Source organism: Microbispora sp. NBC_01389, assembly GCF_045040095.1.
Classification (GTDB): domain Bacteria; phylum Actinomycetota; class Actinomycetes; order Streptosporangiales; family Streptosporangiaceae; genus Microbispora.
Genome location: NZ_CP109552.1, coordinates 5,118,035 through 5,134,543, shown reverse-complemented (window position 1 = coordinate 5,134,543; position 16,509 = coordinate 5,118,035). Strand labels below are relative to the sequence as shown.

9 protein-coding genes are annotated in these 16,509 nt (G+C 69.1%); 5 read left to right on the top strand and 4 right to left on the bottom strand.

The window, feature by feature from the left end:
* Positions 1 to 348: 348 nt before the first annotated feature.
* On the top strand, positions 349 to 1,773 hold the full coding sequence (locus OG344_RS23135) for an aminobutyraldehyde dehydrogenase (RefSeq protein ID WP_405089154.1): 1,425 nt from the start codon (positions 349 to 351) through the stop codon (positions 1,771 to 1,773).
* A gap of 84 nt (positions 1,774 to 1,857) precedes the next feature.
* Here the strand turns inward: OG344_RS23135 and OG344_RS23130 are convergent, their stop codons facing one another.
* Complete coding sequence (locus tag OG344_RS23130) at positions 1,858 to 2,565, bottom strand: alpha/beta fold hydrolase (protein WP_405084857.1); 708 nt, start codon at positions 2,563 to 2,565, stop codon at positions 1,858 to 1,860.
* 321 nt (positions 2,566 to 2,886) lie between these two features.
* On the opposite strand from OG344_RS23130, the gene OG344_RS23125 reads away from it, so the two are divergent.
* The 4 genes from OG344_RS23125 to OG344_RS23110 all read left to right on the top strand — a co-directional run bounded on the left by OG344_RS23125 (position 2,887) and on the right by OG344_RS23110 (position 6,259).
* On the top strand, positions 2,887 to 3,519 hold the full coding sequence (locus OG344_RS23125; protein WP_405084856.1) for an HNH endonuclease family protein: 633 nt from the start codon (positions 2,887 to 2,889) through the stop codon (positions 3,517 to 3,519).
* Positions 3,450 to 3,956, top strand: a complete 507-nt coding sequence (locus OG344_RS23120) for an NADAR family protein (protein ID WP_405084855.1) — start codon at positions 3,450 to 3,452, stop codon at positions 3,954 to 3,956. Before OG344_RS23125 ends, OG344_RS23120 begins: the two co-directional genes overlap by 70 nt.
* A 68-nt stretch (positions 3,957 to 4,024) precedes the next feature.
* Complete coding sequence (sigJ, locus tag OG344_RS23115) at positions 4,025 to 4,969, top strand: RNA polymerase sigma factor SigJ (protein WP_405084854.1); 945 nt, start codon at positions 4,025 to 4,027, stop codon at positions 4,967 to 4,969.
* A gap of 93 nt (positions 4,970 to 5,062) precedes the next feature.
* Positions 5,063 to 6,259, top strand: a complete 1,197-nt coding sequence (locus tag OG344_RS23110; RefSeq protein WP_405084853.1) for an NAD(P)/FAD-dependent oxidoreductase — start codon at positions 5,063 to 5,065, stop codon at positions 6,257 to 6,259.
* Positions 6,260 to 6,488: 229 nt separating this feature from the next.
* Here the strand turns inward: OG344_RS23110 and OG344_RS23105 are convergent, their stop codons facing one another.
* The 3 genes from OG344_RS23105 to OG344_RS23095 are packed head-to-tail and all read right to left on the bottom strand — an operon-like array spanning position 6,489 to position 16,489.
* Positions 6,489 to 11,126, bottom strand: coding sequence for a DEAD/DEAH box helicase (locus OG344_RS23105; RefSeq protein ID WP_405084852.1), 4,638 nt, complete (start codon positions 11,124 to 11,126; stop codon positions 6,489 to 6,491).
* Positions 11,123 to 14,440, bottom strand: a complete 3,318-nt coding sequence (locus OG344_RS23100) for a hypothetical protein (protein ID WP_405084851.1) — start codon at positions 14,438 to 14,440, stop codon at positions 11,123 to 11,125. The genes OG344_RS23105 and OG344_RS23100 overlap by 4 nt, the downstream gene beginning before the upstream one ends.
* A gap of 48 nt (positions 14,441 to 14,488) precedes the next feature.
* On the bottom strand, positions 14,489 to 16,489 hold the full coding sequence (locus OG344_RS23095) for a DUF262 domain-containing protein (RefSeq protein ID WP_405084850.1): 2,001 nt from the start codon (positions 16,487 to 16,489) through the stop codon (positions 14,489 to 14,491).
* Positions 16,490 to 16,509: the final 20 nt, after the last annotated feature.

The following is a 16,509-nucleotide window of genomic DNA, read 5'->3' as shown; positions in this document are numbered from 1 at the left end:
TGATCCTCCTTGATCCGGTCGCTTCCGCGCGACTGGGGGGATGGGGCTATATGTCGCAGGTGTCCGGGTCTTAAATGCAGAGACTAACCTCCAGTTTCAGCGAAAGATAGTCTCAACAGAAGCAACTTTGTCAGGGAACCGCTGAAAGCTGCGCGAGGCCTGGATAAAGGCCTCCTCCTTGTCGGCGCTCATCAAGCACCAAAGCAACCATGGGGACCGGGGAAAATACTCCTTTCGGCTTTCCTCACGGTGTCCTGACCCGCACCACGGCAGGAGCCGGGGAAACGGCCGTCTTGGGAGACGCCGGCCGTGGGTAGGGCCCTTCTGGACATCGAGGGAGACCGGCTGATGGACACGGTACGGAATGTGATCGCCGGAGAGAGCCGCGAGCCGGCGTCCGGCGACTGGACGGACCTGGTCGACCCGTCCACCGAGAAGGTGTACGCCCGGGCGGCCCTCTCGGGCGCCGAGGATGTGGCCCGGGCGGTCGCCGCCGCCACCGAGGCCGCCCGCGCCTGGCGGCGCACCACCCCGGCCGAGCGTCAGCGACTGCTCCTGGAGCTGGCCGATCTGATGGTGGAGGGAAGAGAGGCGCTGGCCGAGGCGGAGGTGCGGGCGACCGGCAAGCCGCGCGCCACCGCGCTGAGCGTGGACGTGGAGGGGGCCGTCGACGCCGTCCGCTACTTCGCCGGAGCCGCGCGGCTGCTGGAGGGCCTCGGCGCCGCCGAGTACGCCGAGGGGCACACCTCGTTCGTGCGCCGTGAGCCGATCGGCGTGGTCGCCCAGGTGACGCCGTGGAACTACCCGCTGATGATGGCCGCCTGGAAGATCGGCCCGGCGCTGGCGGCGGGCGACACCGTGGTGCTGAAGCCGTCCGACACGACGCCCGGCTCGACCGTGCTGCTGGGCGAGATGTGCGCGCGGGTGTTCCCGCCGGGCGTGGTCAACGTCGTGTGCGGCGACCGGGACACCGGCCGAGCGCTGGTCGCCCATCCCGGAGTGGAGATGGTGGCGATCACGGGCTCGACGCGGGCCGGAGCCGAGGTGATGGCGGCCGCGGCGGGCGACCTCAAGGACGTCCACCTGGAGCTCGGCGGCAAGGCCCCCGCTCTGGTCTTCGCCGACGCCGACCCGGCCGCGACGGCCGCCGGGATCGCCTCGGCGGCGTTCTTCAACACCGGGCAGGACTGCACCGCCGTCACGCGCGTGCTCGTGGAGCGGCGCGCGTACGACGGGTTCGTCGAGGCGCTCGCCGAGGCCGCGCGGGCGCTCGTGGTCGGGCACCCCGACGAGGAGGGCGTGTTCCTCGGCCCGGCCAACAACGCGGTCCAGGCCGAGCGGGTCGCGGGCTTCCTCGACCGGCTGCCCGCGCACGCCCGCGTGGTCACCGGCGGCGGCAGGCTCGGCCGTCCCGGTTTCTTCTTCCCGCCGACCGTCGTCGCCGGGGTGCGCCAGGACGACGAGATCGTGCAGCAGGAGGTCTTCGGCCCGGTGGTGACCGTGCAGCCGTTCGCCGACGAGGACGAGGCCGTCGCCCTGGCCAACGGCGTCGACTACGGGCTCGCCTCCAGCGTGTGGACCAGGGACACCGGGCGGGCCATGCGGCTGTCCGCCGCGCTGGACTTCGGCGCGGTCTGGGTCAACTGCCACCAGGTGTTCGTCCCGGAGATGCCGCACGGCGGCTTCAAGCACTCGGGCACCGGCAAGGACCTGTCCCGGTACGGCCTCGACGCCTACACCCGCGTCAAGCACGTGATGATCAGCCACACCTGACCTACGGATCCTCCCCGAGATCACGGGAGGCGGGCAGGCGGACGTGACCTCCTGGCGGCGGCACGGACGCCAATGTGCGGCCCTTCAGGGGCACGCCTGCCGTCCCGGCGTCGCCGCATGCGCGCTTCGTTCGCCGAGCAGCAGGGCGGCGAACGCCTCCGGAGCCTCGTGCATCGCGTCGTGGCCGGTCGGGAGGTCGTGGACCTGCCACCCGGGATCGGCTCGCAGCCGGGCGCGGAGCGCGGCGAACGGTGTCCGGTCCGCCCATCCCGAGCAGTACACGAACTCCCGGCGGGGGACCCGGGCGAGCGTGCCTGTGAGCCGGATCGTCTGCAGAAACGAGGCGAGGGGATGGGGACGGCAGCGGGGATCCACGCCGTCCGGCGGCCGGACGGCGTAGCCGGTGGTCGCGGCGTCGGCCGCGAACGCCTCCCGGTATCGCTCGGTCGTCGACGACCAGCACGACTCGCCGTCGCGAGGCACGTAGGCGTCGAGATGCACCAGTCGTGAGACGCGGCCGTCGGCGCGATCGGCGGCGGCGATCACCATCCCGCCGTAGCTGTGGCCGACCAGCGTCGCGCCGGTGACGTGCGCGCGATCGAGGAGGCGCATCACGTCGCCGGCGTGCGTGTCGAGATTGGCGGTCGCGACCGTCGCGGCGTCGTCGTCCGGCCGCAGACCGGTCAGGGTCAGGGCGTGTACGGCATGACCGGCACGCTCCAGCAGTGGGACCACCTCCTCGAACGACCAGGAGCCGTGCCAACCGCCGGGCACGAGGACGAACGTCGCCATGCCGAACCGTTGCGGGACACAGTTCCGAACAGATGCGGCCGGAACCGCCGGGAAGACGGATCCGCTCGCCGTTTACACAATCTTCATTTGTTCGATGACGGGGCGTACCCTCGCCTCCCGCGGCCCTGAAAGGCCTTTTGAGCAGGTACGACCCTACCTCGCGGATGTCGTCGGCGAAGCCCGACAAAAAAGGTCAATTCGCCTAACTACGACATGCTATTTCCGGATTTATCGCCATTAGCGAATCTCCGAGCTGTCTGACTGCTCCGTTCGTGTCCAGCCCCCTCTCCTGGCCGGAGCAGCAGGCAGAAGGGGACGCTCGTGAAACGAGCCTTCGCCGCCCTCGCCGCCGCCCTCGGCGCCCTGTCCCTCCTCCTCACCCTGACCACCGGCCCGTCCCTCGCCACCCCGCCGAACATCCCGTCGGCGAGCACCGCCGCCTCCCGGCTGGCCTCGCTCACCGTGGCCGCCGAGTCGCACCAGTCGACCTACAACCGCGACCTCTTCCCGCACTGGATCACCATCTCGGGCACCTGCAACACCCGCGAAACGGTGCTCAAGCGGGACGGCAGCGGCGTCGTCACCGACTCGAGCTGCGCCTCCGTCTCCGGTAGCTGGTACAGCCCGTACGACGGAGCGACCTGGCACGCGGCCTCCGACGTCGACATCGACCACATGGTCCCCCTCGCCGAGGCGTGGCGGTCCGGCGCCTGGGCCTGGACCACCGCCCAGCGCCAGGCGTACGCCAACGACCTCGGCGGCCCCGAGCTGTGGGCCGTCACCGACAACGTCAACCAGGCCAAGGGCGACCAGGACCCCGCCACCTGGAAGCCGTCCCTGACCTCCTTCTGGTGCACCTACGCCCGCGCGTGGATCCAGGTGAAGTGGTACTACGGCCTCACCCTGCAGAGCGCCGAGAAGTCCGCTCTGACCACCATGCTCGGCTACTGCTGATTCCCCTCCCCCGCTGCGGCGGCGGCGCGACGCCGCCGCAGCGCCGGGCACAAGTCGATGGCGGGGACGGGAACAAGGCCTGGCTGTTCGGCGACGACCAGACCGCCGAAAGGGTCCTCGCCGCCGGTCACCCGAACGAGGCCAAGACCCTCGGCCGGACCGTACGCGACTTCGACGAGCAGGTCTGGAACGCGCAGCGGTTCGGCATCGTGGTCCGCGGCAGCCTCGCCAAGTTCGGCCAGAACGCGGACCTGCGCCGCTTCCTGCTCGCGACCACCGGCCGGGTCCTGGTGGAGGCCAGCCCCAACGACCGGATCTGGGGCATCGGCCTGACCGCCGGCGACGAACGCGCCGCTTCCCCCGCCACCTGGCAGGGCCTCAACCTGCTCGGATTCGCCCTGATGATCGCCCGCGAAATCCTCGCGGCCGACCCCTGACTTCCTGGCCTGAACGCCGGCCACGCGCCCGGCGCGGGGGTGGCGGATCGGCGACCTAGGATCGGGGCATGCCCTTGACCGCGAGCGACGTCGACCGGTTCGAGGCATCCAGGCCGCGCCTGGAGGCCATCGCCTACCGGCTCCTCGGGTCCGCCGGGGAGGCCGAGGACGCCGTACAGGAGACGTTCCTGCGCTGGCAGGCCGCCGACGTCGGCCGCGTCGAGGTCCCCGAGGCCTGGCTGACGAAGGTGCTCACCAACCTGTGCCTCAACCTGCTCACCTCCGCGCGGGCCCGCCGCGAGAGCTATGTGGGCCAGTGGCTGCCCGAGCCGCTGCTCGCCGGAGACCCGATGCTCGGCCCGGCCGACACCGCCGAGCAGCGCGAGTCGGTCTCGTACGCCGTCCTCACCCTCATGGAGCGCCTCTCCCCGAGCGAGCGGGCAGTGTACGTGCTGCGGGAGGCCTTCGGCTACCCGCACCGGGAGATCGCCGAGACCCTCGACATCACCGAGGCCGCCAGTCAGCAGATCTTCCACCGTGCCGGGAAGCACGTCGCGGACGGCAAAGCCCGCGCCGAGATCGACCAGGCCGCCGCCCGGCGGGTCGTCGAGGAGTTTCTCGCGGCCGCCGCCAGCGGCCGGATCGAGTCGCTCGTACGGCTGCTCACCGAGGACGCCGTCTCGATCGGCGACGGCGGCGGGAAGGTGCCCGCCCGCGCCAAGGCGTTCGAGGGCGCGGTCGCGGTCGCGAAGTTCCTCAGAGGTTTGTTCAAGCCCGGCGAGGCCAAGCGCGCCCTGGCCGGCGGCGCGCCCGAACTCTACGCGTCGACCGCCAACGGCGACCCCGCCGTCGTGGCCGTCGTGGACGGCCGGGTCGTCGGCGTCATGTGCCTGGAGGTCACCGCCGAGGGCATCGCCGCGTTCCGCAACCAGGTCAACCCCGACAAGCTCGAACGCGCCACGGCGCGCTGGGCGGCGGCCGACCACGGGAAGCCGCTGGCCACCGCCTTCTGAGCGCGGTGTGAGGTGCTTCACATCGCGTTCCTGTCAGCAAACGGCGCGCTGCCCGGTTCAAGGGGCAGATCACCACACGACAGGAGCACGGACATGCAGCACCGCATCGTCGTCCTCGGCGCCGGATACACCGGAGCCATCACCGCCGGACGCCTCGCGAAGCGGCTCCGCCGCGAGGACGTCGCCATCACCCTCGTCAACGCCGAGCCCGATTTCGTGGAACGCGTCCGCATGCACCAGCTGGCGACCGGTCAGGACCTCAGGCCCCGGCCGTTCGGCGAGATGTTCGCCGGCACCGGTGTCGAAGTGCGGATCGCGAAGGTCACCGGCGTCGACGCCGACCGCAGGATCGTCGCCGTCACCGGCGCGGACGGTGACGGCGAACTCGCCTACGACACGCTCGTCTACGCCCTTGGCAGCGGCTGGAATTCCCAGGGCGTCCCGGGAACCGCCGAGCACGCGTACGAGATCGCCGGCCGTCCCGGCGCGCTGCGGCTGCGCGAGCGCCTGGCCCGGCTCCGCGCCGGGCAGACCGTGGTCGTCGTCGGCGGGGGCCTCACCGGCGTGGAGGCCGCGACCGAGATCGCCGAGGCCCGCCCGGATCTCGACGTCGCCATCGCCGCCCGCGGCGGGCTCGGCGACTGGCTCTCGCCCAAGGGCCGCGAGCACCTGCGGAAGGTCTTCGGCAGGCTGGGCGTCACCGTCCACGAGCACGTCACCGTCGCCTCCGTCGAAGCCGACCGCGTCGTCACCGCCGACGGCACGGCCATCCCGGCCGGCGTCACCGTGTGGACCACCGGCTTCGCGATCCACCCCATCGCGAAGGCGACCACCCTGGAGGTCGGCGACACCGGTCAGATCGTGGTCGACGGGACGCTGCGCTCGGTCTCGCACCCGGACGTGTACGCCGTCGGCGACGCGGCCATGGCGATGGGCCCGGGAAACAAGCCGCTGCGGATGTCGTGCGCCTCGGGCACCCCGAGCGCCTGGCAGGCCGCGGACGCGATCGCGGCACGCCTGACCGGCGGGAAGCTCCCCAACGCGCCGATCCGCTACTTCAACCAGTGCGTCTCGCTGGGCCGCAGGGACGGTCTGATCCAGTTCGTCACCGCCGACGACCGCGCCGTACGGGCGGCCCTGACCGGACGGCTCGCCGCCTTCTACAAGGAACTGGTCTGCAAGGGCGCCGTCTGGGGCGTCGCCAACCCGATGCTCGGCCTGCCGGCCCGGCGCCGCCCCGTCACCCACAACCAGGCCACGGCGGCCTCGGCCGTCAGAGAGCACGCGTAGCCCACGAGGCCAGGTGAGCGCCCGCCGGGGTGATTGACCGGTTGGGAGGACGACCACCGATCACCGTTCTCCCAACCAGTCGGCAGATTCAGTCTTGGTGGCTCGAAGAAGAGGCTGTTGCCTGCGTCCACGGGTCACGTTGCTCTTCCCGTGGACCGTCCGACTGCCAAGCTCGGCAAAGGCGGCATTCCCGCATCTGCCGGGGCGCCTGGCCTCGGATAGGTCCGGATCAGGTCCTGATGTCCACCAGCGGTAGAAGGACATCGGCCGCGGCGCCGCGGCTCAGTTCCTCGTGGAATCTCTGGTTCCGGAAGCTGCGCAGACATCCATAACACGACGTTTCCGGACCGCAATCGCACTCGGACACGCGCTGCAGAGCGGCCTCTGCGACGTCCTGCAACCGGTGCGCGATGCGTAGAACGCTTCCCGCGCCTCCCGGTACCGCGTCGAACATGACGATGCCCACCCTTCTGCCGGGCCGGGGGAAAAGGGCACCGTCGATGTCGTCCCGGGAAAGCTCCAGGCGCTCGGCCGCGCCTTCGAGTAGCGCGTACAGCGTCGAGCGCCAGTGCACGGGCGAGGCGGACAGCGGCATCGCCAGGTGATCGAAATGCAGGTCCAGCAGGTCAGTCTCGTACGGATGCGCCAGTGCGCGCGGACGGAACGAACCTGTGCAGTCGGTGCCACGAAGAAGGTGGGTGTGGGTCGGTCCGATCTTCGTTCCAACAGGCACGCCCGCTCCGCACCAGTCGCAGATCAGGTAGCCGGCCCTCGTCGGTCCTTCGGAAATGGCGATGAGCCGTCCCCGCGATCCCGCTCGCCCGGTGACGACTCCGCCATTGGCAGCTGTCCAGCTCACCTCCTGAACCTCACTCGCGGCAAGCGAGAGGACGTGAGTGGCACCGTTCCAGGTACGCTTCGGCGGCGTCGTGGTGGTCTTCGACGGCTTTCCGTCGGCGACGAAACCGAACTCCGGCACGTAGTACTGCCGGGACGCCGCCTGTGAAACGATCGAGCACATCGGGCAGATCGCGTCGAGTTCCTCGTCCCCCTCCCGGTAGTGCTGGCAGTGCTCGCACACGGCGTAGTACTTGCTGACGAGCTCGCGGTCCGGCAGCCGGTACACGCCACCCGAGCGCCATAGGAGGCCACCGGCGACGACCTCGGCCTGAGGGGCGTACTCGTAGATGGCCGCTGACAGATCTCGGGTGAGCTCCAGCTTGGTGCCGACCGGCTCTCCCGAGTAGCTCGTGCGCAGTTCGACGGTGTCGACGGGGAACCCGTACTTCGGCAGCACGTTCCGGTTGGCCAGGTAACCGAGTAGTTCCCGCTGCCTCAGCGTGTTGATGGTCTTCGAGAACCGGTTGACCAGGTGGTCCTTGCGGTCCTCGTACGCCTTGCGTCGGCGCTCCTCGAAAATCTCCACGTCCTGGTCGAGTTGGCGACCGATCTCGTCCAGCAGCCGGGTGAGCTCGTCCACCCATTCACCGCTGTTGACGCCGATCTCTCGCTGCACCTCCGGCGGGAGCACCCGCATCAGCGACGCGAGCACGTCTCTCGGCACAGGGGTGAGGAAGGTCCGTACTCTCTCTGCGGGTGAATCGTCGCCGTACGGCAGAAAGAAGTCCCCGGCCGTGCTCCACGTCTGTCCCGCGGTCTCGCGGGCATGACGGAAGAACGCGGACAAGGCGATCGAGTGAGCGTGCCGCCGGTCGATCCGCTCGTTGCCCAGGGGCACGAACGGCGCCCGCACCTGCCCAGCGATCATGCTGGCCGGGTCCTGGAACCGGGAAAGGTCGTGAGAGCGCCGCTGCGCATAGGTGACCACGAGCGCGGCGGAGTCCGTACGGCGGCCCGCGCGGCCGGCCCGTTGCACGTAGTTCGCGGTGGTCGGTGGCATGTTTCGCAACACCACCGACTGCAGCTCGCCGACGTCCACGCCGAGCTCGAAGGTGGTGGAGCACGAGAGCATGTTGACCTCACCCCGCAGAAACTTCTGCTGGATGTCAGCCGCTTCCAGGCTGGTCCACTGCGCGGTGTGCTCTCGGGCCACCATCGGCACCGGCGTCATCGACCGGTAGAGGGATCGATAGTGGTTGTCGTCCTGCTCAGGCACCGGAACATCGGAGGGGAGCAGTCTGCCGGTGCAGGCCATCGTTGGGCACACACCACGGATGGAGACGGGTGCGATCCGGCGGCACAGATCGCATCGGTACACATGGCCCCTGACGGGCGCGAGCCGGAGCCACGTGTGGTCCAGCTGCCGGACCGTCCCCAGCGCGCGCACGGTCTCGCTGACGAGCCAGCCGTCGCGTTGCCCGGCGAGCACCTTCCAGCACCCTCGGAGCACGTCCGAGGGGTCGTCCGTCGACCCGATCGCCGAAAGCAACCTTCGCAGGTAGTCGAGACGGCGGTTGGACCCGCGGGTCGGCAGCCAGCTGAGCACCTTCCTGCCCGGCTCCGACCCCTCCTCCCGGATGTGGAGAGGCCCGATGCGCGGAGCGAATGCCTCATCCCGCGGGTCGACCTCGTCGGGCATGCTCACCACACCCGACTGGCGGAGGGTTCGCACCAGCTCCGACAGCAGCGCCCAGCACTCCTGCTCGGTGAGCCCGAGGGCCTTCATGCCCGGCGGAATCTGCCACCTTCGCTCCCGGTCCAGATCGACCCTCAGGAGGCCAAGCCCTTCCAGAGACTGGCGATCATCCATCGCGACGAGCTCCTGCATGATCCACAGAGCGGCTTCGCGTTCGCGCTGCTGACGGGTCATGCGCCGGGGGAAGACAAGGGCTCGGTCGGCCCGCTTCGCCACGTGGAACATGAGGTCGGCGACCGCGACGGCCTCGTCGTCGCGTGTGGCTGCCTGGAGCCCTTCCAGCATCAGGCGCCGATGCTGGATGCCGCCGTAGCTCGACTCCAAGTAGGGGGCGAAGAACGCTGCCGCCTGTCTACTGTCACTGAAGGACAGCAGCTTGCGGCCCTCCCCCGGCTGGTCGGCGACGGCGTCCTCGTTCGCCGGCGGCAACGCCTGGTAGAGAGCTGTGGCGAGCACGGACACCGCCGCGTCGTTGCCGCTCTCGAAGTGCCGCACCATGCCCGCGCCGCGCGCGCCGCAGGCTCCGCACCCGATCGGCGAGTCCTGCCGGACGTTGAGACGGTGGACCGGCCAGAGCGTGGTCTTCGTGCACCCATCCCGCAGACAACCGAGCCCAACGCCGGAGTACAGACCACCGCACCCCGAACAGAGGTAGACGAGCTCCCCCTTGACCTCCCGGGTCCCCTCGATGTCTTCGTCGTCCTCGTCGGCGATTACGGGAGCGTCCCCAAGGAGCAGCCAGACACGTTGCTCGTCCTGCCTGACTCTGGGGGCGAAGACATAACCGCCGCCGATGTGCCGTACGGCACCGACCAGATGGACGGCGCCGCATCTCTTGCAGGCACCGAACTCGAACATCGCCCCGCGGCAGGTGACGCAGATCTCGTGACGGCCGAGCGACACGTGTGGGCCACGGCCGGTGAGGCAGGTGAAAGCGCCCTCGGTCGCCCGCGCGAACAGGTGATACCTGGCCGACAGCACGGGTGAGCCGGTGAGGTCGCGCACCCGGCTGCCGACGGCGACCACCGCCCCCAGGGACTCCTCTGGCTGCTCGTCCGGGTCGAACAGCAGTCGTGCCAGCTCTCCGAACGTCTGGGGTCCGGCGGCCAGGCGCTTGCGCATGTCGGCCATGCTCTGCTCGTGGGCCAGGACGACACCGGGGTCGTCGCCGACGAAACCGCGCTCCTTGGCCAGCATGAGAATCTCCGCGCCGGGATCGTCCGCCTGCGCGAGCTGCCGGTACAGCCCGGCCGGCAGCGGTCCCCAGAACGGCGGGTCCGGAAGTTTCACCCGGCTGGCGCCGACGAGATCCTGACGGGATGCGTCTCCGGGCACCCATTCGAAGGGCACGTCGAAGAGCTTGGTGGCGAAGTCGGTCACCGCAGTGGGATCGTCGCCGACGGTGGCGCTCGTGGCGATGCACTGCAACGGCTGGTCCGGCGCGACCCGGTCGTGCAGCCGGCGCAGCAGCATGGCCAGTTCGGCCGCCTTCGCCCCGTCGTAGACATGTGCCTCGTCCAGAGCGATGAATCGCCAGGTGCGGCCCTCGAACAGGTCCAGGTCCGCCGGCCGCAGCAGCAGATACTCCAGCATCGCATAGTTGGTGAGCAGGATGTGAGGCGGCGTGGCCCGCATCTCATCGCGGCTCAGCAGCTCGTTGAGCAGCCGCGGCTGGTCCGGGTTGAGCGCCTCGAAGTTGTCCTCCGCGACGCGAGCGCTCTGCGGGGTGTCACCGGTGTACCGGCCGAACGTGATCTGGGGAACCTTCTCGAGGAGCTTCCGCAGCCGCTTGAGCTGGTCGTTGGCGAGTGCGTTCATCGGATAGAGCAGCAGCGCCCGGACACCGGGGCCGAGCTGCCCGCGAAAGTGCTCGGCGATGAGCGAATTCAGGATCGGCAGCATGAAGCTCTCGGTCTTGCCGGAACCGGTGCCCGTGGCGACCACGATATTCCTGCCGCTGGTCGCCTTACGTAGCGCCTGCTCCTGGTGCTTGTAGAGAGCCCGGTCCAACGGCAACTCCCGTCCGCCCAGAGCCTGGAATGCGGGGTGCAGGACCCCCTCCTGGATAAGCTCCCGAAGGGACGCACTCGTCTCGTAGGGCGGAGTCGCCTCCAGCAGCGGTCCCTTGGTCAGCATGGGGCTGCGCTTGATCTCGTCTCTCAGCGCGTCCGCAATGTGGGATTCGCGAACCGGCAACAGAGAGCGCAGGTAGCGACGGTAGCTTTCGACGATGAGTCCGCTGGTGGACAACGCGTCCAGCGTATGGGTCACTGCGCCTCCGTCTTGACGGTGCCGGTCAGCAGCTCGGCCAGCACGAGATCGATTGTCACCAGGTCGGGCGCCACGCTCGCGAGGCGAGCCCAGTCGTTGCGGAACATCTGCTCGGCGGCGCGGCAGGCCTCGTCACCTCTGGCCGCGAGCCGGGCGATAAGAGCGAAGGCCGCCGACGCCGCCGGGAGGCTGTACCAGCCGCCCCGGTCCTGGGGGTGCTTTCGCTGGACGACCTGCCGGAGCAACTCCGGCCGCTCCAGTAGCCGCGCGGCGGTCTTCACGGCGTGCGCGGCGACGATGCCCGTCTCCTTGGCCGCGGGCTCGTGCCGGGCTCTGAAAAGCTGAAGCGCACCAGCAGCTCGCGCGTCGGCGTCGAGCAGCGCCTTCGGGACGATATGAGCCGCGCGCAGGACCCCGTCGAACTGCTGCGGCGTCATCTGGGCCAGCCGATCCGTCTCCGAGCCGAACCGTCCCGCCTCGGGCGAGGGATCCGTTCCGATGGACCGGATCTCGATCAGGGCATCACCGCACTGCCGCTCGGCCGCGGCCAAGCAGTCCTCGTCGTCCAGGTCTCCGGCGAGCACGGCGGCCGCCGGAGTCGTCGCCCATATCTTCGCCACCGCAGCAGTATCGAGCTGTGGTACGGCAACCGCCGCCAGTCCCGACCTGATCAAGGCGTGCAGTGACCTGTCCGGTTCGAGGCCGAGCTTCACCAGGGTCGTCAGAGCATCCTCGGGGCGCCGGAGGATCGGCTGGGAACACTCCTGGACGAACCGCCGAACCACCGAGGAGACCCGCAGTCGGTCGGCGAGGTCGATCAACGTCCAGATCCGGCTCAGGTCTCTGACCTCGTCGGGGAAGCCTCCCTCCCCCGCGAGGTAGCGCGACAGCGCCACCTCCTCCGGGTCCTCGGAGACGAGGAACCCGTCCGCCGATGCGACCAAGTGGTTGTCGGGCCAGCGCGGCCACTCGACGGGCACCCACGGGTCGTCGACCTGGAGGCCCACCAGCAGGGATCCGCAGGAGTACAGGTCCCAGGGAAGCGGAACCGTGCCGCCTTCCTCGACCGGGACGATGACGGGCTCGCGCCATGGCGCACGTGCGGCGTAGACCCCAGCGGTCAGCCCTTCCACGAGGACGCACTCCAGCAGTTGGATGTGGTCGCCCTCCACCTTCGCGGCGGTGGCGAGCCGGCGAGGCCGTACGCTCGCGACCCTGACAAGCCTGCCGTCCGCCTCAACCAGGAGATCGGCCTGCTGCTTGTCGGTGACCGTGTCCTTGATCCTGACCAGGTCATACCGAGCGGTGTCGGCCTGGACGCTCCCGCTCGTGAGAATGTCCTGCACGACCTGGCCGGCCGTCATGACTTGGAGGGGCGGCATCTGCCTGAGATGCGGGATGCGAACGAGCAGGGTGCCCGGCTCGTCGGCGAACGCGTCCGTGGGGATCCGCAGCGGACCCGCCCGCCACGCCGGCGCCTCGCCCAGCCGGTCCTGCATCACCTGGACGTGCGGCGGGGTGACGACCAGGGGCTCGGTCTCGTCCTCTGCGCGGTACTCGACGATGCTCGCCAGTTCCCCGGACGAGAACCTGGTCACACGGGGTTCGACCCGAGCGCCGACGGGGGCGGACAGCTCCACACGGCCGTCCGCCAGGCCTGCGGGGCCGAACAGCCGCACCCGGGGCGTAAAGGTGGCGACGACCCCTTCCGCGATAGACAGCGATCGCCTGACACCGCGGCCGAGGGGGCCGCGCACGACGATGTCGAAGGCTCCGACCAGCGGCCGAGGCAACGCGTCCCACAGGTCGGTGACCGTCAGGGGTTCCCTGCACTGGTAGCTTTCGCTGACGAGCGTGGCATCCGCCCCGCTGCGCCGGATCTCCACGTGCCAGGTCGCCTCGGCCCCGGCGTTGCCGGGCAGCCAGATCTCGGGCACCTGAGAGAAGACCGGCGAGCCGTACGGCGTCGTGACACCGGCGACCGGATCACCCGTGGAAATCCGCGCATGCGTGTGTCCCCGGACGGTACGCCGTGCGGCCGGAGCCGTGTCCAGACCGAGCGAGCGGACGTCCTTGAGCGAGACCTTCCGCAGGCGCCACCCTTCCCAGCCCAAGGGGAGCTGCCCCTCGATCACCACATGAAGTGGTCCGTCGGGGAGCAGCTCGTGGTCCGCCGGATGCGCCACCCACACCCTGTCGGGTGGCAGCGGCATGGTCGCCGGGAGCCGTCGGCCGTCCTCGCCGAAGACGAGCATGGGCGCGGCCGGGTCCACCACCTGGAGCTCGGTCTGGTAGGGCCAGCCATCCATCGCGACGACCACGGTCCGGACCGGCCGCAACAGGCTGTGCGTGGTCGACGGGGCCTCCGCCACGCCCACCCACATGGCCTGGCTCCGCACCGTGGTCGTCACGCCGTCGGCCGTCACGTTCCATCGTGCGATGCCGTCCGGAGTGTCGCCGACGGGCGGCAGGACGACCTCGATTCCGCCGCCGAAGGGGTCGAGGGCGATGCGCGGCCGTTCCACCCTGGTTCTGCCGGTTGCCGGCGAACGAGGGGTCGCTAGATCGAGCCCGCCCTCGGACGCGAGCTGCCGAGCACGTTCCGTCACCCGCGGTGGAAGCCCGATGCCGTCCAGTTCCGCGGCCGGTTCACGCAGCCGGTCCAGCAGCTCGAAGGAACGGTCCACGAAATCCAGCGCGTACTCGGTACCGTGCTCCAGGAACCTGCGCACCGGCATATGGACGTCGTACAGGCGAGTCTCGACTCCCGGGGCCGTCGCCCATGAGACGAAGCCCTCGGCGTCGAGCCCACGATCCTGGGACCGACGGCGGAGCAGAAGAGTGAGGTAGCCCTCAAGGCAGCAGACGGGGATGCCGGCGTGCATCAGGATCGGACCGACGTAGGGCATGGGCATCCCGGGGAAGGTCGGCATCCCCAGCGCGTCGACGGCGACCGAGAACCCGCGACCCCAGATCGTCTGCTCCTCCGGCAGCCCTCGATAACGGACGGCCTTCCAGAGCTCGGGCCAGAACGTGCCCTGCTTGAGGTCACGAGCGGCGACACCGGTCATTGCCACGCCTACGCAGGCCGGCCAGCGGCGGAAGAACAGCTCGGGCTTCCGTCCGCTGGCGACCCACTTCTCATAGGCCCTGCCGAGCACCGAGGCCACCTGCTCGCTGTGCGCGTCCTTGACGTCGATCTCGGCCACGAGAGACGCGCCTCGCAGCTTCTTGGACCAGGCGCGCTCGCGCATGTCGAGCAGTTCCGTGGCGCTGACTTTCCTGATTCGGTTCTCGCCGCCAGGCCCCAACACTTCAGGCCTCGTCGCTTCGAGTCACAGTTACTCTCACTACTTCTTCGCTCACTCGATGTTCGCTACCGGGAAGGAGATGGGCTCGTCCTCCCAGGTATGGGGGTCGATCTTGGGACACCGGGAGAGCGGCTGCGCGTCGTCCTTCTCCCGCTGCAGGGTTTTCCGCCAGATTTCGATGGTCCCGGTGGTGAGGAACGGCCCGATCGGGATCATGACGGTATCGCTCTCGACGCGGACCGGCACGGTGTCCTTCGAGATCTCGATGTCGCTGTCCAGCCCGCCGTCAGCGGCGTCGATCGCGGCTTCCAGCTCGGCCAGGCTGAACGACCCGACCCAGTCGAAGCCGGGTCCGGTTGCCCGAGCGACGATCTGCCCCGAGTCCCAGGCGCTCTGGTAGAGCTGGAACTCAAGCGAGCAGCCGGCGAGGGGGTCCGCCGCCTCGACGTCCTCGTCCAGCCACTTGGGCCGATACTTGCTGAGCAGTGCCGTCATGGCATCGGCCAGCAGTACCCGGCGGGCGCTCAGGAAGTCGCGGTATGCCTCAGCGTGACGCAGCGGTGCCTCGTACGGTACGAAGTGCGCGGCGAGCTCCGCTTCGGTCAGCGGCGGGAGTTTGTCATCCACGAAGTACGCGCTGGGTGACCGGTCGCTGATCTTCCGGTTGGCCTTGCCTGAGATGAAGGCCAGGTTGGCCAGGTCGTTGATCTCGGTCTTGCTGTAACCGTTCGCGTGGTCCTTCAGCGTGGCCTGGGGATGAATGTGGTGGTACTCCAGCTTCTGTCCGGCCTCAGCGATGGCGGAGATCTCCGTGCCGTACCACCAGTCGTGACCGCCTGCGTGCTTGGCCACGAGAAAGCTCAGGAAAAAGTACGGGCTGCCCACGGTACGACCGACGAGGTCCTGCGGGGTCACCTCAATGCGCGCACCCCGAATGCCGAGGTTGTTCAGCAGCCGTTTGACCGGCTCGGCCTCCCGTGCGGCGGGGATGTCCTGGCCCAGTCGGGTGTCGGCCGAACTGCTATACCGGTTGCGGATGTTGGCGAGAAGGAACCAGTAGATGATGCCGTCGGCCGTGTCCTTGTCCATCGGGGCATCCGGCCACTCGCCGAGCAGCACAATGAGCGGAAGCAGCGCGACGTGCGAGGGAATCAGGTTGCTGTTGCTGACCTTGAGGTTCTCCTTCAGCAACGGAACGAGCCGCCGTAGTCCCCGTTGGACCGTGGCCCACCCTTGTTCCAGTTCCTCGTCGCTGGCAGCGATCAGCCGCCCATGCGACCACGTGGACAGGCCTCGCCCCAGCACCGTGCCAGTAAGTGCGCGGGTGAGGAAGGTGACATCGAGGTCCGGGTAGTGCTTAGCGGCCCAGTGCTTCGCCTCGTCCTCCAGCTTCTCCACCGTCTTGGGCCAGCGGGCGGACAGCGTCGCCAGGGCAAGATCACTCGTCTTGAGAGGCCTACCGCTGTTGACCCGGACGAAAATCTGCGCGATCTCGTCGTACGGATACTCCGTCAGAATTTCCATGTGGAACGCTCGCGAGCGGATCGCCGCGAGCTTGCCGATCCGCTCTCCAACCACATCGGGATCGAGAGTGGAGACCGCCTGACAGAGCCGGGTGGTGATGGGGAACTGCTTGGCACCGGGACGCGCGACCTCGTAGACCTTCACCCACCGGGGGTCCTTGGCGGTCGCCGCGCTCTGGTTCTGGAACGCTTCGGTCTCGACGTTGAAGACGATCTGTGCTTCGGCGTCGTCGTTGAGCACTCGATACAACGAGGTGAGGCGCTGCTGTCCGTCGAGAAGGTAGAGCGGCTGCACAGCCGGCTGCCCGTTGGGGCCGCCGATCGCGAGCCGACGAGTGACCGGCGTCTCGTTCGTCTTCCAGAACAACAGCGACCCGGTGGGGTAGCCGCGATACAGCGACTCGATCAGCTTGGCGACCTGCGTCGGTTTCCAGACATAGCCGCGCTGAATCTCGGGCAGGAGGATCTCCCTGCTCGCGATCTGTCCGACCAGTGTCTGGACGTCCTTCTCTGCTTTCTCCACCGGCATACGAACTCCGTGCGATCAGT

Coding starts and splice junctions, on each gene's coding strand:
- sigJ (WP_405084854.1), top strand. CDS start 4,025: ATGCCCTTGACCGCGAGCGACGTCGACCGGTTCGAGGCATCCAGGCCG.
- OG344_RS23095 (WP_405084850.1), bottom strand. CDS start 16,489: ATGCCGGTGGAGAAAGCAGAGAAGGACGTCCAGACACTGGTCGGACAG.
- OG344_RS23130 (WP_405084857.1), bottom strand. CDS start 2,565: ATGGCGACGTTCGTCCTCGTGCCCGGCGGTTGGCACGGCTCCTGGTCG.
- OG344_RS23110 (WP_405084853.1), top strand. CDS start 5,063: ATGCAGCACCGCATCGTCGTCCTCGGCGCCGGATACACCGGAGCCATC.
- OG344_RS23135 (WP_405089154.1), top strand. CDS start 349: ATGGACACGGTACGGAATGTGATCGCCGGAGAGAGCCGCGAGCCGGCG.